Genomic DNA, 22839 nt, shown 5'->3' on the forward strand with positions numbered 1-22839 from the left:
GCCACTCCGGTCAACGGAGGAGATGCGCCAGTCTACCAGTGGAAGCTGAACGGTAACAACGTGGGAACCAACGCACCTACTTATACCAATGCGGCTTTGGCTAATGGTGATCAGGTGTCTGTGGTAATGACTTCTTCCGCAGCTTGTGCTAGTCCAAGTGCAGTCACTTCGAATACAGTAACCATGACCGTGACCAGCACTTTGGTTCCTTCGGTAAGTATTGCGGCAAATCCAGGCAATCAGATTTGTACCGGAACCAGCGTCACCTTTACCGCCACTCCGGTCAACGGAGGCGATGCGCCAGTCTACCAGTGGAAGCTGAACGGTAACAACGTGGGAACCAACGCTCCTACTTACACCAATGCATCCTTGGCCAATGGTGATCAGGTGTCTGTGGTGATGACTTCCTCCGCTGCCTGTGCTAGTCCAAGTGCAGTCACTTCGAATACCGTGACGATGACCGTGACCAGCACTTTGGTTCCATCCGTCAGTATCGCAGCTAATCCGGGCAATGAAATCTGTACCGGAACCAGCGTCACCTTTACCGCCACTCCGGTCAACGGAGGAGATGCACCAGTCTACCAGTGGAAGCTCAACGGTAACACAGTGGGAACGAACGCTCCTACCTATACCAATGCAGCCTTGGCTAATGGTGATCAGGTGTCTGTGGTGATGACTTCTTCTGCAGCTTGTGCAAGTCCGACCGCGGCCACTTCGAATACCGTGACGATGACCGTGACCAGCACTTTGGTTCCTTCGGTAAGTATCGCAGCTAATCCGGGTAATGAAATCTGTACCGGAACCAGCGTCACCTTTACCGCCACTCCGGTCAACGGAGGAGATGCGCCAGTCTATCAGTGGAAGCTGAACGGTAACAACGTGGGAACCAACGCACCTACTTACACCAATGCGGCCTTGGCCAATGGTGATCAGGTGTCTGTGGTAATGACTTCTTCCGCAGCTTGTGCTAGTCCAAGTGCAGTCACTTCGAATACAGTAACCATGACCGTGACCAGCACTTTGGTTCCTTCGGTAAGTATTGCGGCAAATCCAGGCAATCAGATTTGTACCGGAACCAGCGTCACCTTTACCGCCACTCCGGTCAACGGAGGCGATGCGCCAGTCTACCAGTGGAAGCTGAACGGTAACAACGTGGGAACCAACGCTCCTACTTACACCAATGCATCCTTGGCCAATGGTGATCAGGTGTCTGTGGTGATGACTTCCTCCGCAACTTGTGCAAGTCCAAGCTTGGCTACTTCCAATACCGTGACGATGACCGTGACCAGCACTTTGGTTCCATCCGTCAGTATCGCAGCTAATCCGGGTAATGAAATCTGTACCGGAACCAGCGTCACCTTTACCGCCACTCCGGTCAACGGAGGAGATGCACCAGTCTACCAGTGGAAGTTGAATGGCAACAATGTGGGAACCAACTCTGCGACCTACACCAATGCGGCTTTGGCCAATGGGGATCAAGTGTCTGTGGTTATGACTTCTTCCGCAACTTGTGCAAGTCCGACCGCGGCCACTTCGAATACCGTGACGATGACCGTGACCAGCACTTTGGTTCCATCCGTCAGTATCGCAGCTAATCCGGGTAATGAAATCTGTACCGGAACCAGCGTCACCTTTACCGCCACTCCGGTCAACGGAGGAGATGCGCCAGTCTATCAGTGGAAGCTGAACGGTAACAACGTGGGAACCAACGCTCCTACTTACACCAATGCGGCCTTGGCTAATGGTGATCAGGTGTCTGTGGTGATGACTTCTTCCGCTACTTGTGCTAGTCCGGCCTCGGCTACTTCGAATACTGTAACCATAGCTATTAGTCCTTTGAGCACCTACTACCAAGACTTGGATGGAGATGGATATGGTAACCCAGCAGAATCGATTCAGTCCTGTACCAAACCTACTGGTTATGTAGAAAACAACACCGATTGCAACGACTTCCTGGCAGCCATCAATCCAGGGGCAATAGAAATCTGTGGCAATGGAATAGATGAAAACTGCAATGGTATGGATGATGACGTTTGCTCTGAAGTTATACCAATTCTTAGAACACGAACCTATGCTATTAAAGAGGGAGATCGTGGCATCATCCCGGCGGTTCTTGAGGTTACTTTGGATTCAGAAGCCACTCAGGAAGTATCGTTGAATTACACCACCGTCAATGAACAGGCAAGAGCTGGGGAAGATTATGTAGCAACATCAGGAGTGCTGACCATTCCAACAGGAAGCCGGTCAGGTCGAATTTCAATCGGAATTATCGGTGATACGAGACAAGAAAGCAACGAGCGGTTTGCTATTCAGTTCTCAAGTCCAATAAATGTACGACTGCCAGAAAATCCAATCAGCAGTGTTTTGATCCTGGACGATGACAAAGCTCCAAAAGTATCAGTGCTCTTGAAACAAGGGGAGCTTTGGAAAGTCAAACATGTTCCGGGACAAATTGAGGAGTTGACCATATTTACTCAAAATGGCTTCCAGTTGTATCAGAAAAACAACTTGAGTAACGAACTTCAACTTCCTTATTTTGCGCCAGGGTCTTACTTCTTCGCAGTTAGATTCCAAGATGAATACGGAGATTACCAGCTGATGCAAGGAGTTCTTATCATCAAAAATTAATTACCTGATTTAAACAAACACTGAACAAGAAAGGCTAATCGAGATTTCGGTTAGCCTTTTTAAGATTAAAGCCATGCCTTCTAAAAAAACCTGTGTCTCCCTCCTTTTGCTCAAAGATAAAATCGTCCGAAATCTTCCATTCAAAACAAATTCCTACAATCAAACCATTCCCCTCTTTTCCCTTCCTTGATTTTGAATAACTTACCTGCATTAACCCAAACCAAACCATGGAAAAACTCAGAAAAGAGGATATCCCTCAGGAGGCCTTTGACCTCTATGATTACTACTGTCACAATAAACTGGACCGAAGGACTTTTGTAGAAAAGCTATCTGCCTACGCCGTTGGTGGCATCACCGTCACTGCATTGATGAGCAGCATGATGCCGGACTATGTAAACACCCGCACGATCGAGCCTACTGACGAGCGCATGCAGAGTTCGGACTATGTGATGTACGACTCCCCCAAAGGAGGCGGACAGATCAAAGGATTACTTTCCAAACCAGCAGGTAAAGGTAAGTTTCCCGGCATTGTGGTAGTCCACGAAAACCGCGGACTCAATCCGTATATTGAAGATGTAGGCAGAAGATGTGCAGTAGACGGGTTTATATCTATCGCCCCAGACGCACTTACCCCTCTTGGCGGATATCCCGGCAATGATGACGAAGGCCGTACCTTGCAAGCCAAGCGAAACAGGGACGAAATGCTCGAGGACTTTATAGCAGCCTACGAATTCCTAAAAAATCATCCCGACTGCGACGGAAATGTAGGGGTTGTCGGTTTCTGCTTTGGTGGTTGGATTTCCAACACGATGGCGGTGAGAATCCCAGATTTGAAGGCGGCCGTACCTTTCTATGGGGGTCAACCTGACCTCGCAGAGGTGCCAAAAATCAAAGCTCCCCTACTTGTAATCTACGCCGAACTAGATGAACGAGTAAATGCGGGTTGGCCTGCCTACGAAGAAGCTCTCAAAGCCAACGGCAAAAAATACGAAATGATCAACTATCCCGGTGTAAATCACGGATTCCACAACAATACGACTCCAAGGTACGACGAGGCAGCAGCCAAAGCTGCTTGGGATAAGACCATCGCATTTTTCAAGGCCAATTTGAAGTGATATAGCACCCTTAGCTTTTCCAAGGTCTCTGACTTTGGAAAAGCTTTACCCATTCAAACAAAAAGCTACTTTTTACTTATCGAATGGTATTTTCTAGGACCACCACCGAAGGCCCTTGTTCCATCCATCGCTTACCAAGCCCAGTTTGATCTCCCATAGGTTCAAAAAGCACAAATGAACCCAATGCCAAATCAATGTCTCCATCCCCATCCAGATCACCGGCATCCATGACAAACCAGCGCCCCCTGAAGGATTGAGGAAAGGTGTAGGCTTCAAAAGTCAGGTTTCCTTTGTTTTCCAGATACACAAAGCTCTCTTCAGGCGAATGAACATAATCCGGGAAATGGGAAATCACCGCAATATCCAAGTCCCCATCTCCATCATAGTCACTAGGAATAGCCTTATATGCTCCATGAAGCGGAAAAAACCAGGCTTGGGTAAATTGGTAATTGCCGTCGTTTAGAAAAATATAGATCCCGTGAAAGTTTTTCAAAAAGGGTGTACGATCAGCATTATCCCCCGAGACATAGATCAAATCTTCAAAGCCATCCTGATTGAAGTCCGCCAATTCCATGTGCAAAGAACCTTGCAGGGGTGAAAATGCAAGGAGTTGCTTTTCAGCAAACTTACCCTGGCCTTGGTTGGTGTACAGAAAGACTCCTTCATCGCCTTGGGCCATCAGGGAAAGGATATCCAATTGACCATCTTGATTCACATCCCTCAAGATCGTCTTGATCGCCCCCGGCTTAGGTCTTAGCACATGTTTGGTGTACCGGTCCTTACCAAGATTTTGATACCAAGCCAGATTGCCGGTTAGGTCTCCAAATTCACTGGCTACCAGATCTTCCAATCCGTCTCCATCCAGATCGCCACATGAAATCTGCACCGGCCTCTGCATATTAGAGATGATCTCTCGAGACTGGTTATAGGATTTTTCTATCCCGTTTTTGGTTACTTTTTGAATAGATCCAATAGGCAAATCACTGGGAAACACTCCGTCTCCTGCAATAGCCAGCATGAGGGCGTCTTTTTTTTCATAAAAATCTACCGGAGCCCTGGAAAAAGCGAGTTCGTAATCCAATTCCAACTTTGAGTTGAGAAAAGTCAGCATGCTACGGTTTCTCTTTCCATCTGCGAAAACCAAACCTCTGGAATCGGGCAAGATTTTGACCATGGTAGTCAAAGCTGGTCGATGGGCTTGCCCTATCTCCCTGACTTTAAAATGCTTCAATCCCAGCTTGATTTGTTGACTCCTTTTATAAGTCGGCAAGCTATCCGGAGCCTCCTGAAGATAAAAGGCCACAAGTTTGTCCCAGTCCTCCTTGGCAAGCATGGGTTGCTCGGGATAAATATTTGCCTGCCTGACTATTTCTCCTCCCAGCCCAGGGGTAAAAAGACTGTCAGGTTGCCGGTCACCCTTGAAAATCCCCATCCGATGACCCATGGAGGGCAGGACATCCTGTTCCCAACTGAACTTGGGAAGGGCCGAAGGCTCCACATAAGCATGGCAACTCCCACAATGGGATTTGGCAAGCACCTCACCAGAAAGTCCGGAAGGAGTCGGTTGAAGTGGGAAAGAAGCTTCGGTTTTACTTCCTCCACTACAGGAGAAAAGGATCATCAGAAAGATTAGTACCGAAAAATTCTGTTTCATACTTTTTCAAGTTGAGGATAAAAAATGAAATTGAAAAAACGATGGGCTAACTAAGGCAGGGATTATCGGGAGTCAGAAAATCAGATTCTTAGTCAATCACCAGACAGAAAAACTAAATCGTTTTCCAACTCAAGGACGACAAATTGACCAATAGGAGCAAACGCAAAGTTGATCCAGTCCATTTTCAGCCTTTCAGATCAAAAAACAAAAACTCAAGCCCTAAAATCACTTCAATTTTATATGTACCTTATTTGTCAAAATCAGGAAATCCAGCCCACCTTAATGTATCCATGAAAGAAATCCATCCTTTCTCCTCCTTTCAGGAGGCGATCACCAAATTTGACAACGGAGGTCACTTTTACAATTTATTCAGTCACGCCAAAGACGGAGTAGTTTCCCCGGCCGAATTGGAGATCATAGCAGGCACCGGTCAGGATAAGCAGAAACTTATCCTTTTTCTGGTCATGTCCATATGCAAAATGGATAATCGAAGTAGGGAGAAAATTCTGGCTCGGCTTGATGGAGAATTATTTGAGACTTATGAAAAATATCATCCCGTACACATCACTATTTCTCAAATGATCGAAAGAGGAAAGCCCGGGCTAAGTGTAACGCTAGTTGGAACTCCAAAAAAAATCAGTGAACAGACCGTAGGAAAAGTACTTGTACCGGTGGCTGTTGGTGGAGAAACAAGCTTTGCCTTGGTTCCCATTTCAGAGTCTTATGTGATCTATGAGCTTCATTCAGACTATACTCATGAGACCGTACTCGTAGGACATCCGAAGGAAAGTGATGATCTTCCGGAAAGAAAACTCCGCCTTGGAGGAATTTTGTCCACACTGAATGAGATAGATCAGTCCCAAAAATCCAAGGAAGGAATATTTTTAGAAATTCAATTCTTTCTGGAAGAAGAAAACCAATGATCAATCAATCCCAATTTCAGGCATAATCCCAATTCATCTTGGAACAGCAACTGATTGATTTACCTTCATTTTCCCTTTCTCAAATGGATTTCCTAATCCGGATTGCAGTGGCATTGGGAATCGGCGGAGTGATCGGCTTGGAAAGGCAATACAGTGCGATGAAAGAAAACTCAAGTGGTTTTTCCGGAGTCCGAACATTTAGCATTCTGGTATTACTTGGTTTTGCAGGCGGAATATTTTATCATGTTTTTTCGCCTTGGGTCTATGGAGTCATTCTTCTCGGGGTGGTAATTCTCCAGGCTACCTCTTATTGGTATACTGCTACGCAGGGCGATCGAGGTCTTACTACTGAATTGAGTTCAGTATTTGCCTTTATTCTGGGCACCCTGGTTCTAAACGGACTGATTGAAATCTCACTGTTTATAACCGTGATCTTGGTCGTGGTCCTTTCTTCCAAATTCCGAATCAAAACCATCGTAGGAAAGATAACAGCTGAGGAACTATATGATTTTATCCGATTCGTAGTATTGGCCTTACTGATCTTCCCTTTTTTACCTGATGAGACATTTGGACCATATCAAGTCTTGAATTTCAGAGAAATAGGATGGGTCGTCTTACTCACTTCCGGGCTTGGATTAGTAGGTTATATTTTGACCAAATTTCTTGGAGCAAATCGGGGAATATTAGTCAGTGGTCTCGTGGGGGGATTAGTATCGAGTACAGCAGTGACTTGGGTTTTTGCCCAAAAAAGCAAGGAAAATCCAAGTCTATCATCCTCTTGTGCCACAGCCATTTTGGCGGCTAGCTCCATCATGACCATTCGGGTTTTGATTTGGACATTTATTTTCAACCTTGCTCTTTTTGAAAAATTGCTGTTCCCTGTACTGATTGTTTTTCTTGCAGGACTGGGAATCACAGTTTACATTTTTGCCAAAAGGAAAAAAGAACTCATGGATGATCAGCTCATCCCGCTCAAAAAACCTTTGGACTTGAAAAGTGCCTTGGTATTCGGAGCAATCTATTCTGCCATTTTACTTTTGGTCAGTTATGCCAATGAAAATCTTGGCGAACGGGGCACTTTCATTTCCAGTGCAATTGCAGGGATTTCAGATATTGACGCCATTACCATTTCAGTTTCCAAACTCGCAGGGAATCAATTGATCATGCAGATCGCGGGGATCTCGATATTGATTGCTACCATTTCCAACACACTGGTCAAAATGGGCATCGGCATCTATGCCGGAAGTATGGAGTTAAGGAAAAAGTTAATTTTAGGATACGGGGTGGTTTTTGGAGCAGGAATTATCGCTTTATTCATAATCAGATAAACAGCCATGGTATTTAAAGGAATCGACACCTTGATCCTCAGGGTAAAAAACCATTCAAATTCGGCAGTTTGGTATCAGGAAAAATTAGGCCTTACACCTATCTTTTCAGATGATGAGATCAGGTTGACCGTGATGGACACCGGAGGCCCACCCAGCCTAACTCTTTGGCAAACCGATGAACCAATCCACAACTCCCCTTCGACTTGTGCGTATCCCATTTTCAGAACAGATAATGCCGCAAAGTCCAGAGATGAGTTAATCAGTAAAGGAGTGCAAGTCACAGATTTGATTACAGATTCCCTCGTTACCTATTTTCAATTTTTCGATTTGGACGGAAACGTCCTTGAAGCCTGTCAAACCCATGATTAAGAACTATTATCTATCATTTTTAGGATTGCTAATCGGGATGGTTTGGTCTTGCTCTACCGGTAAGACACCGTCCAAAACTCCTTTCAGCGAAACACTGATCGAATCCCATCTTTCCTGGAACGGAGATTCACTCCCCTCCTATCCTGAAGGAAAACCCAAGATATCCATCGTCAAAGTCACCATTCCTCCACATTCGGAACTTTCCAAACATTACCACCCGGTAATCAATGCGGGATTCATGCTGAAAGGTGAACTGACAGTCATTGATGAAAAAGGAAATACCCTTCATCTCAAGGCCGGTGACCCGATCATCGAAGTGGTGGATGTGGTTCATTATGGAAAAAACGAAGGGGACGAACCCGTCGAAATTGTCGTTTTTTATGCCGGGACGGAGGGAAAAGAAATTGTAGTCAAGGAATCTAAAACCAATTAATCCTCACCATTCAACTCAAAGCATATGCCTTCTCATAAGACCACCTTTCAGTTTATCAGTGAACCCGGCGATGTGAATTTCGGGGGAAAAGTCCATGGCGGCACCGTGATGAAGTGGATCGATCAGGCAGCCTACACCTGTGCGAGAAACTGGGCAGAAAGCTACTGTGTAACGGTCTATGTGGGCGGCATCCGCTTTTACAAACCTATTGGAATCGGCGAGGTGATCAAGATTGATTCTCAGGTGATCTACACCGGCAGCTCGAGTATCCACATCATGGTCGAGGTGTATTCCCGAACCTTCGAGCAGAAGAAGTTTGAGAAAAAGACCCATTGCATCATCATTTTTGTGTCTGTGGACGAAAATGGCAACCCCAAAAAAGTAAAGCCTTGGATACCGAAAACCGATCAGGAAAAGAAGCTGCAAGAATACGCGCTCAAACTCAAAACCCTCCGGGAAGAGATCCACGAGGAGATGCGGCCGTTTTTTAATGAGTGAGTTTTCTGGAGATATTTATAAAAGTTTCTATTTTTAGAAACAAATGTTATTTTTGAGGAGTTCTTCAATCAAGTTTGTATGAGATTTTTTGAAACAAAATTTTTAGAGGAAGCTGAACAGTTCATCGCTCAACTTGACCCTAAAACAATCAAGAAAATCTTCTACAACATTAACCTTGCAGAACATACCAATGACCCAAAACTGTTTAAAAAGCTTCAAAATGACATTTAGGAATTCCGGACCAAGTTCGGAGGACTTCAAATTAGGCTTTTGGCATTTTGGGATAAAACTGATAAAAAGGAAACCTTGGTAATAGCCACTCATGGCTTTATAAAGAAGGTGGATAAAGTTCCTGGGCAGGAAATTGACCGGGCAATACGATTGAAAACAAAGTACTTTGAAGGCAAATAAATAAGATAGCCCCATGGCATCCAAAAAAACAAAGACTTTCACTCTTGGCGAGATGAAAGACAAGTATATCGGCGAAGTAGGAACCGCAGCGCGGGACGAGTATGAATATGAACTCCGAATGGATGTCTTAGGGAGAATGATTAAAGCCGCAAGACTGGAAAGAAATCTGACTCAAGAAGAACTCGGTCTACTCGTGGGGGTTCAGAAAGCGCAAATTTCAAAACTGGAGAGCAGCGCAAACAGTGCAACCATTGATACTATTCTTAAAGTATTTAAAGCCTTGAAAGCTGAAATCAACTTCAACGTAAAGCTTGAAGACAACTTTGTCAAGCTTATTTGAGAGATGTGAAATTTTGAATCCTAGCAAGGTATATTGGATCATTTCACCTCCCTTTTCACCTTCTCCAAAAACAAGCCTTCCACATAAAACTGCCAGTCTGAAAACTTCAAGGCTTGATTGGCCAAATGGACGTGATGGTCTTGATCCAAAATGTAGCCATCAGGCTTGTTGAGTTGGCGGGTTTTGCTATAGACTTCTTCGACCTTGTTTTGGATAGAGGTCCATTCGGCTTCCATTTGCTGAAGCTTGGATTTGGCCACTTCCCGCTTTTCACCGCTTGGTTCGTCGAGTTCGGCCAAAGTGATAATCGCCCGATTGGAAAACTGCACCACTTCGGCCACTTGTTCATACACTTCCAGCTGATGAGTATTTCTCAAGGCTGACTTTTTGATCTCCTGAATCTGCTGTAGTATGGAATCTACTTTGGCTAGATTGGCTTGAGCCTGAGCGATTTTGCTTTGGTATTTTCCTGTCCATTTGCCCGCAGAATCCAAGTTGGGGAATGGAATCACCGCCTCATCTATCGGGTTTTCCAATTTTCGGAGACGATTTCGGTCTCTTCGATTATCCAAAAGCAGGTTTTTCCAATCCGCCACAGGACCTTCCAAGTCATTGATAAATTCATGTTCGGCCGAAGCAAACTCAGGTCCAAATGCCCGCTGACGGTATGCCTGATGCAACTGATCGACGCTTCGTTTTTCCCCAGCCCAGGTGTATTCCGCAAAAATGGAATTCCCTCGCTGATACAATTCAAAGTGAGGAGAATCATCGTCCCAAAGCGTCAGAAGCAATCCATCCGCCTTGTTTCGGATCGAGATCAGCGCAAAATCCCGGATGTTATTCGTATTGCTTTGATCCTGCGGCATGAGATTCCAGCGGGTCTGACCGGCGGTGGCCCCCATCACTTTCAGTCCATTGTCGGTAAACCATTGGATCGCCCGGTTATTCCCCGGCGACTCGGGCATATCGTAGTTCCAGCGCATGTAGACGCAGTTTTTTGGGAACAAATCGATGTACTTATTCAGGTTGGGCTCGTTGGCTGACCAAATGCTATCCACCTGTGCCTTAGTCAATTTGGAATCATAAATGGAGCGATAGACCTCTGCATTTTTCAGGGGCATATCGTCCCAAAAGATCGGCGTCAAGCCTTTTTGCGCAGCATACTCACTCACCCGATTGAGCCAGATAAGTTGGAGTTCGAGAGGCGATTTTCCGGAATTTCTTCCCGTCGTGTGAACTTCATCCCCTCCCACATGCAGGTAGTTCGCATAAGGAAAAGCCTTCAGCGCATCTTCATATAGGTCAAATTGAACTTTGTAGGTCTCTTCATTCAACGGATTAAAAGCCCAGTCACTCTCCGGATCGTCTCGAAGCGGGATGTATTCGGGATGCTTTAGGATAAAAGACGCATGACCCAATCCCTGCACCAAAGGACTGATCCGAATATGTCTGGCCATGGCGTAATCGCTGAGCTCTTTCCATTCCGAGATGCTAAACGCATCGGAGGAGCCCACCTTCGGCTGAAGTTCGTATTGGAGTTTGTCCTCGATCTCCACGATTACCGCGTTGATTTTTTGCGCAGCAAATCGGTCCATGAGTTCGAAGTAATACTCCTTTTTCTCCAAATGATGCTTCACATCGAGGTGCACGGCACGATAGTCCAAGGCAGGTTCATCTTTGATTTTCACCAAAGGCAAAACGGCATTTTGGTCCTTGGCATCTTGGATCAATTGTCCCAAAGTCATCAATCCATACCAAAGCCCCGCTTCGGCCGGCGCCTGAATACTGATCTGATCCACCGAAATCTCCATCAGGTAGCCTTCCTTTTTCAGATCCAAATCCGGTTGGAGGGTAAAACGAAAGCTTTCAATTCCTTCCAAACTCCCTTTTTCAAGCATGGCTTTTTTGGCTTTCTCAAAAGAAGCCTCAACTTGCTCCAACTCAAGTTTGGATTGGCCAGAGATTGTCATTTCGGAGGGAGAAGGCAAAAGCTCAAATCGGGCTTCTGATTTGGTGGAAGTTTCGCAGGACCCAAGTATCAACAGGAATCCAAAAAGGAGGAAAGGAATAAAGTTTTTCATAAGGCTGGCATTTCCTCATAAAATAGAAATAAAGCCTTAAAAACCCCATTAAAACCAAGATCAAAGGGAAAATGGAGGTTCAAAACGGGTCAAACCTTTAGAAAAATCTAAACTCAGAGGCTAAAAGGAAGATTTAGCTTGAAATAACACCTAAACAAATCACCCCAATTCGCCCAAAACGGCTTTTCTCAATAGCTCACTTAGATTCTCCTGAGTCAAAGGACGCACATTTGCATACGGCTTGGCCAACATCAGCTCGACTGCTTCGGGAATATTTTCTTCCCCAAAACCAAGGCTTTGCAGGTCTGTTTTTGCCCAACAATTCCCCGCCAATCGCCTTAATTCCAGGGCCGGATTTTCGCTTTGAAAGACGGTTTTAAAATCGTTTTTCATTTCTTCCGAAAGGAAATCCCACTGAAAATCCATCACATAGGATTGCATCACGGTATGCACCGAAGCATGATCCAGCCCAAAACTACCTCCCAAGGTGTGACAGGCTTTGTGGTGAAGGGACATTTCCACTTCACACAGGCATTTACCCGCTAAATACGCACCCAGCAACAAATTTTCATTGCTTTCTTCGGTGAGCGAATCGGACTGAGCGAGATTTTCCATGCCCTTTTTGATCACCTCCATTCCCTGAAGCGCTATCGAGCGGGTCACCGGATTGGCAGTGGGAGAATAGATGGCCTCCATGAGGTGAGCCATGGCATTCATGGCGGAGGTAGCTGCCAGCAACTTGTGCATACCGACCGTCAACTCCGAATCGTAAATCACCACTCCTGGCAGCACCTGATCATTCCGACCGGTAGTCTTGCCTGCCTCTGTGGAAATCCCGAAAATATTGGTCTGCTCCGAACCAGAATAAGTCGAAGGAATCGCAATCTGGGGAAGGTATTCATCTAAAGCCAAGGCTTTAGCCAAGCCTATTGCCGAACCTCCACCGATTGCCACCACAACTTGGGGCTGATGCTTGGCTCGAAATTCTCTGACCTCCGAAACCAAGGTCTTGGGAACATGCTGAATAATCTTTGAAAAATGAACTACCCGATTCGATCCCAAAGCATCCTGTAGACTTTTCACCTCTGCCTCCAAGCGTCCTGTGGCCAAGACCAAGACTTTGCTGTAGTTCTTCAATAATTCGGGAAGAAGCTTTCTTTTTCCTTTTCCAAAATAGATTCGATTGGGAAATGATCGGTAGTTAAATTCCATGGTTTAGCGTTTGTAAAGTGCTGCCTCGATTTGGGCCACCGTCTTTCGGAGTTCGGGGAGATATTTTTCGATCAACTCATCCCGACTCACCCGAGAGGCGTGTCCGCTGATATTAAGGGCAGCGATTGTTTTTCCGTTTTTGTCCTTGATCGGACAGGCGATAGAGCGAACACCGATTTCAAGTTCCTGATCGGCCAAAGCCCAGCCTCGTTGACGGACTAAGTTGATCCGCTCCAGAAAAGCCTGTGGATCAGTGATCGTATAGTTTGTAAATGGCTCAAAAGAAGTCTCAGAGGCATATTTTTCCACTTCTTCCTGAGAAAGGCCGGATAATAACACCCTCCCCATCGAGGTAGCATAGGCAGGAAGCCGAGTACCCAGACCAAGGGAAATCGTCATAATCCGGGAAGTCTGCACTCGTGCGACATAGACGATATCATGCCCGTCCAAGACAGAGAGTGAGCAGGATTCATTGACGGTTTTAGCCAGTTCATTGAGAAATGGCTCTGCCAATTCCCGGAAAGAAAGTGAGGAAAGATAGGCATATCCCAAAGTCAACACCTTTGGCGTGAGCCGGAAATATTTCCCATCAGCCGAAGTCACGTAGCCCAAATGCAGCAAAGTCAGCAAAATTCGGCGTGCATTGGCGCGGGTGAGTTCGACCTGCTTGGCCACTTCGGTAAGGGTCAATTCATCGTTTTGGGCATTGAAAATGGAAATCACCTTCAAGCCCTTTTCCAGGGATTGGACAAAGTCGGATTTTTTAATAGAGTCTGCCATCCCCAAAACTATCAAAAATTCACATTTTCGATCACGACAGCATATCCCTGCCCCACTCCCACACACATGGTGCAGAGGGCATATCTTTTCTTCTTTTCCACCAATTCCAAGGCAGCAGCTTGAATAATTCTCGCTCCCGACATGCCCAATGGATGTCCCAAAGCAATGGCTCCTCCGTTGGGGTTCACTCTCGGATCATCATCTGCCAATCCCCAAGAACGTGTACAGGCCAAGCTTTGCGCAGCAAAAGCCTCATTCAACTCAATCACATCCAATTCTTCAAAACTCAATCCTGCTTTTGCCAAAGCTCGATTAGACGCCTCCACCGGACCGATTCCCATGATTCTCGGCTCGACGCCTACTACTGAAGAGGCCAAGATTCTTGCCAAGGGTTTCAGGTTGTGATTTTTCACAGCCGTTTCCGAAGCGATTAACAAGGCAGCCGCACCGTCATTCAGCCCAGAAGCATTTCCTGCCGTAACAGTGCCTCCAGCAAGTCTGAAAGCAGGTTTCAACTTGGCCAAGGCCTCTAAAGTCGTGTCAGGACGGATAAATTCGTCTTGAGAGAAAAGTACAGGATCTCCCTTCCGCTGAGGAATGGAGACGGTCATGATTTCTTTGGCCAATCTTCCGGAAGCCTGGGCATTGGCGGCTTTCATCTGACTGCGAAAGGCAAATAAATCCTGATCCTCGCGACTGATGTGATGGATGTCCACCAAGTTTTCGGCAGTCTCTCCCATGGCTTCGGTGCCGTAAAGTGCTTTCATTTTGGGATTGACAAAGCGCCAGCCAAAGCTGCTGTCGAAAAGTTGAGCATCATTTCCATAAGGAAGGGCCGACTTGGACATCACCAATGGCGCACGGGTCATGTGTTCGACACCTCCGGCAATGAAAATATCCCCATCTCCTGATTTGATCGCCCGGTTGGCATGAATCACTGCTGACATTCCGGATGCACACAGACGATTTACGGTTTCTCCCGGAACTGTCAACGGCAAACCAGCTAAAAGCGCTGCCATTCGGGCTACATTTCGATTGTCCTCACCTGCTTGATTGTGACAGCCGAGGATAACATCTTCGATCAGTGCGGGATCCAAATCCGGATTTCGACTCACCAACTCCCTGATCACCAATGCGGCCAGATCATCGGCACGAACCTCAGATAGGCCTCCTCTAAACTTGGCAATCGGGGTACGGATTCCATCTATAATAAATGCGTCCTTCATTTTCGAATATTTGTTCAAATATAGAACATTTGTTTGCCTATAATGGTTTTAAGAATACTTGAATACCTACACCAAAAATGAAGACTGTTCCTATATTGACCGTCGAGGAAGCCGCCAAACTGATCCAAGATGGTGACACCTTGCTATGCGGAGGATTTGGCATGACCGGAAATCCCGTTCATATCCTCAATGCCCTGGCCGAAACCCAAACCAAAAACCTGACTTACATTGGTAACAATGTTGGCGAACCCGGATTGGGAGGAGGACGACTTTTGAAAAATGGGCAAATCCGAAAGATGATCGGCTCCTTTTTCACTTCAAATCCAGATGCAGTCAAAGCAGCGCAAAGCGGAGAAGTGGAATACGAACTGATCCCTCAGGGTACTTTGGGGGAAGCCATCCGTGCGGGGGGAATGGGAATTGGTGGTTTTTTCACCCCAACCTCTGTAGGCACAAAGCTGGCGGAAGGCAAGGAAATCAGAACCCTAAATGGGATTGACCAGGTTTTTGTACCATCCATTCGGGGAAATATAGCGTTGATTCGCGCATGGAAGGCCGACACCGCCGGTAACCTGACCTATCGCATGACCGAGCAAAACTTCAATCCCGCCATGGCAACGGCAGCGGATTTGGTGATTGCAGAGGTAGAAGAAATTGTACCTGTGGGAGAGCTTGATCCAAATCAGATTCATACCCAAGGCTGCTTTATAGATTACTTAGTGCAAGCGACGCTCAAAGAGGAAGACTTGGGTTCGTCCGCCTCGGTCAAAGGAAGTCTAAAAAAAGTCGATGATGACCGGATGAATATTGCCAAAAGGGCTCTGAAAGAACTAAGCAAAGGAAATATTGTCAACTTGGGAATTGGTATTCCCACGCTTGTAGCCGATCTGATCAGCCCTGAAGACGGCATCATTCTGCACACCGAAAACGGCATGCTCGGTGTAGGCCCGGCACCTGAAGATGGTGGTGGTGCACTTCACCACCCGGTAAATGCCGGAAAAATCCCGGTGACCGCACTTCCGGGAGCTAGCTACTTTGACAGCACGATTTCCTTTGGCATGATCAGAGGTAAGCATGTGGACGTGGCCATTATGGGAGGATTGGAGGTAGATACGCAAGCCAACCTGGCCAATTGGGCAGTTCCCGGTAAGCCTTTACTCGGAGTAGGAGGCGCCATGGACTTGGCTTCCGGCGCGAAGAAACTCATCATCACCATGCAGCATTGCAACTCTGACGGCAGCTCCAAAATCGTAGAAAACTGCTCCTTGCCCCTTACTGCCATCGGGGCAGTGGATATGGTCATTACCGAATTGGCGGTTTTTGAATTTGTCAATGGAAAGCTTACGCTGACTGAGTTGATGCCGGGTTCCGATTTGAAAACGGTGAAAGCAAAGACTTCCTCTACTTTCGAAATCGCTTTGAAAGCCTAACAATTGATAAATCATAAGAAATGGATTTAGAATACCTTTAATTAAATATTATTATGTGTATCCAGAACAATGCACGTAGGTCTTGAATAGCGAATTTTCCTATATGAAAAATCCCCCTAGCCCCCTTAGTAAGGGGGAATCCGCCTATTTAGAACCTCAAAACCTAATTTAAATCAGTAACGTGCAAACATGCGAATACACATAAAAAATTATTTATAAACATTTCATTTTCAAGAATATAAAAGAGAATTGATTTGATTTAAAACATTAAGAAATTTAGGCAATTAAGAGCTACAATTAACAGCAACATACAGAACCTTAAATCATAAGCTTCCCTAACAGTTCTTAATTTCCTTAATCACCTAAATGGTTAACATAAAAAAATCCTCCTCTGCCAAAGCAAAGGAGGATTTTTTTTATCTGTTTTCAGACTTACTTGGAAAGGTAAGTTGGCACTTGGATAGGTTCCAAAGGCGCCACAATCTCAGCCCGACGATCTTCGAAGAACGGTGGCAGCAACAGCTGATGACCCAATTGATCAAAAGGCTCATCCACGGCAAATCCGATATCGGAAGTAGCAAACTCAAACAGCACACCAGCTGGAGTTCGGGTGTAGATGGAGTGGAAATAATTTCGGTCTTTGATCTCGGTTACATCTGTATACCCCACACCTTCGATGTAAGCTTTCAACTGACGGCTTTCCTCGTCATTTCCTGTGGCAAACGCGATATGATGCGGCAATCCCACACCAAAAGTCCAAGAACCCTGAGGCAAATCCGGAGTATGATGCAATTCGATCACGCGGCTTGGTCCTCCATCCTTGATGTGGTAACGATGATAATCCCCGTCCTGACCTACTTTAGTGAAGCCCATCACTTCGCGTAGATAAATATCCATCATCTCAATTTCCCTACAAGAAAGTACCGCACCGGCGATTCCCCGGATTCCGTTATCCTTGGAGATTTGGTCGGTTTGCCAGGCATTTCGGTGATCATTGTCAAAGCCAAAAACACCTATCCCGATCCCTGATGGATCTTCGAAATGGATGCATTTTTGTCCGAATCGCTCCACAATACCGGTGTTTTTCACCCCATGCTTGTTGAGGTGTTTAGCCCAGAAATCAAGGGAATCACTGTGAACGGAGAAACCTGAAACTTCAATCTGTCCAGAGCCTTTTTTGCCATAAACTCCGGCCTTCTTGAATGGAAAAGTGGTGTAAACAGATCCCACCTCGGCATCCGCATTGGAATAATAGAGGTGATAAATACTTGCTGCACCGTCGAAAAGGACGGTTTGTTTGATCATTCGCATACCCATGACCTGAGTCACGAAATCAATGTCTTCTTGTGCCCAACCCACGCTTACCGTGAGATGGTGCAATCCGGTTATGTATTGGTTTGGATTCATTGGTATTGAACTAGTGATAGTGTAACAAAAAGCAAAACACAAGTATTTGAAAAATGTTCTGATATCAAACAAAAGTTTGATAAATGATTTGATGAGATGAATTATCGGAAGATGGGCGGTTTTTCCTGAAGGATTTTTAAACGATAATGCCAACAAGTCTACTTTTCAAAAAGAGGGCAATGAGTATAAAACCTCTTCAATTAAACGGCGAAAAGAGCTTTTTGAAGAACGGGCTTTGGTTTTGGGCTTTTTTCCTTAATTTTTAAACTCGTCTTTTTGCTAATCCAAAAAGTTGCTCAATAAACCCTAAAATCCACCATGCTCACACTTTTGATTATCCTGGCAGCCCTCGCCTTGATTTTAGTTTCCATTATCAAATTTGACATTCACCCCTTCTTGGCTCTTTTTCTGGGAGCCATCATCTATGGACTGATGATGGGCATGGATACCGAACTGATCATCAAATCGATTTCCGAAGGTTTTGGCGGAGTGATGGGAAGTGTGGGGCTGTTGATTTTGCTTGGTGTGATTTTGGGGACGTTTTTGGAAAAGACTGGTGGAGCTTTAGTTATTGCCGAAAAGGTTTTGAAGTGGGTCGGAGAAAAGTCGGTGAATCTTTCGCTGATGCTCAGCAGCTGGGTGCTATCCATTCCGGTTTTCGGGGATAGCACGATCATCATGATGAATCCGATTGCCAAGTCTTTGGCTTCCAAAAGTTCACTATCCTATGCAGCTACCATTGTCGCAGTTTCCTTGGGAGCTATGGCAAGCCATTCCTTGGTTCCACCTACTCCCGGACCGATCGCTACGGCAGGGATTTTAGGTGCAGACTTGGGATTGGTGATTTTTTATGGAGGCTTGGTCTCGCTCTTAACCTTGATTCCACTGTTGATTTTCGTCCAAAAAGCGGTTACCAAAATCCCCTTAAAACCTACGCTTGCGGCAGACGAAAAAGCGATTCCAGCACATGAACGTCCAAAATTTATCTCAGCACTTTTGCCGATTTTGGTTCCTTTGATCCTCATCATTCTCGCTTCGATTGCCAACTATCCCACCAAACCTTTTGGAGAAGGAGGGTTGATCAAAGCCATTCAGTTTTTGGGAACTCCGGTAATTGCACTTTTGATCGGAGCCATATTGTCTTTTACCCTTCCAAAGAAATTTGACCGGAAACTCCTTTCCTCCTCGGGCTGGATTGGAGAAGCGATTTTGCTTTCAGCACCGGTTATTCTGATCACAGGCGCAGGTGCGGTCTTTGGCAAAATGCTGCAAAACTCCGGTGTCGGAGACTTGGTCACAGCCTCCATGAGCGATGCCAATTGGGGAATTTTTCTTCCTTTTCTGATTGCTTTTGGATTAAAAACAGCCCAAGGATCAACCACTGTGGCTATGATTACCACTGCCTCGATCGTGGCACCCATGCTAGGCCCTTTGGGCTTGGATTCTGAAATGATGAAGGTGTTTACGTGCGTGGCTATCGGGGCCGGAGCGCTGGGCATTTCCCATGCCAACGACAGTGGATTTTGGGTGGTCACGCAGCTTTCAGGAATGAGCACTAAGCAGGGCAACAAATCGCATAGCATGGGCACCTTGATCGCCGGAGTGACCGCCATCTGTCTGGTTTACATCCTGAGTATTTTTCTGGGATAAAATCAATTAAAAAATTAGACTTGCAAATTAGAAGTTGAACTTCTAATTTGCAAGTCTATGTTAAACAGGAAATTAGGAATTAAAATCAAAGTATCGGCCTCAAAAATGCCGATCATTGCAATCACAGGACCTCGACAAAGTGGAAAATCCACGCTGATTCAGGCACTTTTTCCCGATCATCGGTATCTCAATCTGGAAGATCCTGAACTCCGGCAATTTGCCTTGACTGACCCCAAAGGTTTCCTCCAATCCCAACAAGGAAATCTGATTTTGGACGAAGTACAATATGTCCCTCACCTTTTCTCCTATATCCAGGTGATTTCGGATCGGGAAAAAATACCAGGACAATTCATTTTGTCCGGCTCTCAAAATTTCCAGTTGATGGAAAGCATTTCTCAAAGCTTGGCCGGAAGGGTATCTATTTTCAATTTGCTTCCTTTTTCATTGGAGGAAATCAAAGGCTCTTCGTTCGAAATGGAAACCTATGAACAATACATTATTAAGGGTTTTTATCCAAGGATTTATGACCTAGAACTCGATCCCTATCGATGGCTGCAAGATTACCTGCGCACCTATGTGGAACGCGATGTAAGGCAACTGCTGAACGTGGGTGATTTGGGGTTATTCAGACAGTTTCTTGAGATGTGTGCCGGACGAATTGGGCAATTGATCAATTTCAGCGAAATCGGAAATCAACTGGGTATTTCTTATCAGACCGTGAGTAAATGGCTCAGTATTTTGGAAACCAGTTTTATCTGCTACACGCTTAGACCTTACCACAAAAACTTCAACAAGAGGATCGTCAAAAGTCCAAAACTCTATTTCTACGACACCGGGCTTGCCTGTGCTTTGCTGAATCTGAGGACGGTGGAGGAACTAAACAGGCACTTCGCCAAAGGAGCCTTATTTGAAAATCTGATTCTCAATGAAGTCATGAAAAATCAACTCAACCGAGATCTGCCTACAAACAACTATTTCTGGAATGCTGCCGGATCTCATGAAATTGATTTGGTAATGGAAGTGGGAGGAAAACTGATCGCTGCTGAAATCAAATCGGGGAGAACGATTAATTCTAACTTTTTCAACAGCCTGACCTATTTCCAAAATGCCTCTGGAACAAGTCCAGAAGACTCCTATTTGATCTATGGAGGTGATGAAGTTCAGAAGAGAAGCCATGCCCAAGTCCTCAATTGGAATCGCTTGGATCTGCTTCCTTATTGACATTTACGAGTTGAGCGCTTTTCCAAAGTTTGATACTTTGGAAAAGTTTAAACAGCTAACGCTCTCTTGAATCTTGCTTCTCGCCTCTTGTTTCTAGATTCTACCTCGCCGTCCACCCTCCATCTACCGTCACCATCGACCCCACCATATAGGTCGCTGCATAGGAAGCCAAGAAAATAGCAGCTCCTTGAATTTCCTTCAGTTCTCCCCAACGGCCTAAAGCCGTGGCGCCAACGACAAACTTTTTCCCCTCCTCGGTGTCGGCAATTGGCAAGTTCATCTCCGTCAAAAACGGCCCCGGGCAGATCGCATTCACATTGATATTCCATGGGGCGAGTTCCAAAGCCAAAGCCCGGGTCATCTGTACCACGGCACCTTTGCTTGCGGTGTAAGGCGTTCGGTTGGCCAGTCCGACCAAACCCAAGGTACTCGCCAAATTGATGATGGCTCCTTTCTTTTGCTCTTTCATAAAGGGCGTTACGGCCCGGCAAGCCAACCAAGTACCGTTGACATTGACCTCCATTACCTTGGTAAAATCCTCATGGGTAAGCTCGTCAATCGCTCCCCGGATATTGATTCCGGCAGAATTGATCAGGATATCAATGCTTCCAAACGCTTCATGAGCAAACTTCGCCATGGCTTCCATTCCCGCCTGGTCAGCTACGTCGGCGGAAAAAGTCAAGGCTTTCACTCCAAATTTCTCAGCTATTTCGGCTGCAGCCTGATCTCCATCGGAGGCTTTTCGGGAAACCAACAGGACATTAGCGCCTGCGGAAGCAAGCCCGGCAGCCATCGCCAAACCAAGGCCTTTGGTGCCTCCGGTAATGATGGCGGATTTGCCTTTGAGTGAAAAAATGGAAAGACCGGGGAGTTGGGAGAAGTCGAGGGTGGACATTATTCTATGATGGATTTTTGGTTATAATAGGATGTTAAGAATGATTTTAAATGATCAATTTTCAAACTCAATGATCAATGATCAAAGACATCAAAACAAAGATTGGAAATAGGTCAGTGGTAATTGTCCATTGGTTATTGGTAATTGATCATTTTTTTGGAATAGGCAAGACACTTTACTACGTTTTCTTCTTCGAAAGCGAGGCGCTGTTCGGGATTAAGATTTTTGACAGAAGGCAACGCTCCAGAAAAGGCTTGGTCACGAACCAAGCGGAGAATTTTAGCCAAGTCTTTTGCTTTTTCATTCTCAAAAGTCACCCAATAACTATCCTCCAAACAGGGAATCTCTAAAGGGTCGCGAGTAATCATTTCCAAGCTGAAGGTGACTTGAGGATTGTATTTTTGGCATAAAGACACCGCTTCTTTCAGATCAACAATTCCTTTTCCCAACTCCACTTCGGAGAGTAAAAAGCCCTTATCGTAGGCCATTACGCCCATGTCTTTCACGTGAGTGGAATAGGCAAAAGGCGCCAAAGTCCGGATCACTTCCATGGGTTCTTCGAGCAAGGATACATTATTCCCAAAATCCAAGGTTACCCCAACCCACTCACTGCTTAGGTTTTGGATAAGTTGAGCCAGTTCCGCCGCTTTCCAGTCCTTGTGATTTTCGATGGCAAGCCGAACCTGGTACTTTCGGACGATGGGTTCTGCAAGTTGAATGGATTTGATTGAGTTTTCTTTGAAAGTGATCCACTCCGCCTCGGTTTTGAAGTTTTCATACCGCCTTCCACTTAGGCAAACGGTCCGGAGAACCGTAGCTCCTGCTTCCTTCGCTAAGCGAACTTCTTTTTCGAAGCGAACCAAGTCGGATGCGTCTTTTGGCAAACCGATACTTCCCTCCAGATACATCCCAAGCTTTTCCCGTTCATTTCTGACCTGCTTCGCAAAATCCTCCGCCCAGCCTCCAACCGTAGTCTGAATACCCCCCGCTCCAATGGAGTGACAATGGCGCATCAAGTCTATGGCATTGGTAAAACCCGGATAGGTGGCGCTTTCCACTTTTGATCCCCAGCGCATCCCATAAGAATGCACCACTACGCCCATGGGCACCCCCTTCAAACTCTCCGGCAACGCCGAAAACGGCCAAGCCAAAGCTGCGGTAGCCAAGGCTGATTTTTTGAGAAAATCCCTCCTTCCGGAAGCAGATTCATGAGGTTGAAAATGGGTTTTCATAGGCTG

Annotated in this window: 19 protein-coding genes and 1 pseudogene; 12 read left to right on the forward strand and 8 right to left on the reverse strand. The window is 45.8% G+C overall.

The window, feature by feature from the left end; all coding sequences use genetic code 11:
* On the forward strand, positions 1-2628 hold a 2628-nt coding region (locus CLV31_RS16325), incomplete at its 5' end, for a Calx-beta domain-containing protein (RefSeq protein ID WP_245943424.1).
* A gap of 227 nt (positions 2629-2855) precedes the next feature.
* Positions 2856-3743, forward strand: coding sequence for a dienelactone hydrolase family protein (locus CLV31_RS16335; protein ID WP_111393990.1), 888 nt, complete (start codon positions 2856-2858; stop codon positions 3741-3743).
* A 76-nt stretch (positions 3744-3819) separates the two neighbouring features.
* On the opposite strand, the gene CLV31_RS16340 is transcribed toward CLV31_RS16335, so the two are convergent.
* Positions 3820-5397 carry an FG-GAP repeat domain-containing protein gene (locus tag CLV31_RS16340; RefSeq protein ID WP_111393992.1) on the reverse strand — a complete coding sequence of 526 codons (1578 nt, stop codon included), beginning with the start codon at positions 5395-5397 and terminating at the stop codon, positions 3820-3822.
* A 290-nt stretch (positions 5398-5687) separates the two neighbouring features.
* Between CLV31_RS16340 and CLV31_RS16345 the strand changes: the two genes are divergently transcribed.
* From CLV31_RS16345 to CLV31_RS16375, 7 genes and pseudogenes are all read left to right on the forward strand, one after another.
* Entirely contained in the window at positions 5688-6320 is a 633-nt protein-coding gene (locus CLV31_RS16345) for a hypothetical protein (RefSeq protein ID WP_146250913.1), read from the forward strand.
* 38 nt (positions 6321-6358) lie between these two features.
* The gene (locus tag CLV31_RS16350) at positions 6359-7648 is read left to right on the forward strand and encodes an MgtC/SapB family protein (protein ID WP_220084342.1); all 1290 of its coding nucleotides are present in this window, start codon (positions 6359-6361) and stop codon (positions 7646-7648) included.
* A gap of 6 nt (positions 7649-7654) precedes the next feature.
* Positions 7655-8017 (forward strand): VOC family protein, encoded by a 363-nt coding sequence (locus tag CLV31_RS16355; protein ID WP_111393996.1) that lies wholly within the window; start codon positions 7655-7657, stop codon positions 8015-8017.
* Positions 8010-8450, forward strand: a complete 441-nt coding sequence (locus CLV31_RS16360) for a cupin domain-containing protein (RefSeq protein ID WP_181452657.1) — start codon at positions 8010-8012, stop codon at positions 8448-8450. The genes CLV31_RS16355 and CLV31_RS16360 overlap by 8 nt, the downstream gene beginning before the upstream one ends.
* A gap of 24 nt (positions 8451-8474) precedes the next feature.
* Entirely contained in the window at positions 8475-8948 is a 474-nt protein-coding gene (locus CLV31_RS16365) for an acyl-CoA thioesterase (protein WP_111393998.1), read from the forward strand.
* 243 nt (positions 8949-9191) lie between these two features.
* A pseudogene (locus tag CLV31_RS22075) lies at positions 9192-9359 on the forward strand (type II toxin-antitoxin system RelE/ParE family toxin); the annotation flags it as partial.
* A gap of 13 nt (positions 9360-9372) precedes the next feature.
* Positions 9373-9699, forward strand: a complete 327-nt coding sequence (locus CLV31_RS16375) for a helix-turn-helix domain-containing protein (protein ID WP_111394000.1) — start codon at positions 9373-9375, stop codon at positions 9697-9699.
* 38 nt (positions 9700-9737) lie between these two features.
* Here CLV31_RS16375 and CLV31_RS16380 read toward each other — a convergent pair whose 3' ends face one another.
* The 4 genes from CLV31_RS16380 to pcaF form a co-directional block, all read right to left on the reverse strand.
* On the reverse strand, positions 9738-11780 hold the full coding sequence (locus tag CLV31_RS16380; protein WP_111394002.1) for a family 20 glycosylhydrolase: 2043 nt from the start codon (positions 11778-11780) through the stop codon (positions 9738-9740).
* 159 nt (positions 11781-11939) lie between these two features.
* On the reverse strand, positions 11940-12992 hold the full coding sequence (locus tag CLV31_RS16385) for a maleylacetate reductase (RefSeq protein WP_111394004.1): 1053 nt from the start codon (positions 12990-12992) through the stop codon (positions 11940-11942).
* Positions 12993-12995: 3 nt separating this feature from the next.
* A complete protein-coding gene (locus tag CLV31_RS16390; RefSeq protein ID WP_111394006.1) occupies positions 12996-13772 on the reverse strand; it encodes an IclR family transcriptional regulator in 777 nt (258 codons plus the stop codon).
* An 11-nt stretch (positions 13773-13783) separates the two neighbouring features.
* On the reverse strand, positions 13784-14998 hold the full coding sequence (gene pcaF / locus CLV31_RS16395) for a 3-oxoadipyl-CoA thiolase (RefSeq protein ID WP_111394008.1): 1215 nt from the start codon (positions 14996-14998) through the stop codon (positions 13784-13786).
* Between the two features lie 77 nt (positions 14999-15075).
* On the opposite strand from pcaF, the gene CLV31_RS16400 reads away from it, so the two are divergent.
* Positions 15076-16428: a 3-oxoacid CoA-transferase gene (locus CLV31_RS16400; RefSeq protein ID WP_111394010.1), complete on the forward strand. Its 1353-nt coding sequence runs from the start codon at positions 15076-15078 to the stop codon at positions 16426-16428.
* A gap of 432 nt (positions 16429-16860) precedes the next feature.
* On the opposite strand, the gene CLV31_RS16405 is transcribed toward CLV31_RS16400, so the two are convergent.
* Complete coding sequence (locus CLV31_RS16405) at positions 16861-17835, reverse strand: ring-cleaving dioxygenase (protein ID WP_111394012.1); 975 nt, start codon at positions 17833-17835, stop codon at positions 16861-16863.
* A gap of 318 nt (positions 17836-18153) precedes the next feature.
* On the opposite strand from CLV31_RS16405, the gene CLV31_RS16410 reads away from it, so the two are divergent.
* Both CLV31_RS16410 and CLV31_RS16415 read left to right on the forward strand, forming a co-directional pair.
* Complete coding sequence (locus tag CLV31_RS16410; RefSeq protein ID WP_111394014.1) at positions 18154-19485, forward strand: GntP family permease; 1332 nt, start codon at positions 18154-18156, stop codon at positions 19483-19485.
* Positions 19486-19542: 57 nt separating this feature from the next.
* A complete protein-coding gene (locus CLV31_RS16415; protein WP_111394016.1) occupies positions 19543-20706 on the forward strand; it encodes an ATP-binding protein in 1164 nt (387 codons plus the stop codon).
* A 100-nt stretch (positions 20707-20806) separates the two neighbouring features.
* Here the strand turns inward: CLV31_RS16415 and CLV31_RS16420 are convergent, their stop codons facing one another.
* On the reverse strand, positions 20807-21601 hold the full coding sequence (locus tag CLV31_RS16420; protein WP_111394018.1) for an SDR family NAD(P)-dependent oxidoreductase: 795 nt from the start codon (positions 21599-21601) through the stop codon (positions 20807-20809).
* Between the two features lie 134 nt (positions 21602-21735).
* A complete protein-coding gene (locus CLV31_RS16425) occupies positions 21736-22833 on the reverse strand; it encodes a sugar phosphate isomerase/epimerase family protein (protein WP_111394020.1) in 1098 nt (365 codons plus the stop codon).
* Positions 22834-22839: the final 6 nt, after the last annotated feature.

Origin of the sequence: Algoriphagus aquaeductus (assembly GCF_003253485.1) — a bacterium.
Taxonomy (GTDB): Bacteria; Bacteroidota; Bacteroidia; order Cytophagales; family Cyclobacteriaceae; genus Algoriphagus; species Algoriphagus aquaeductus.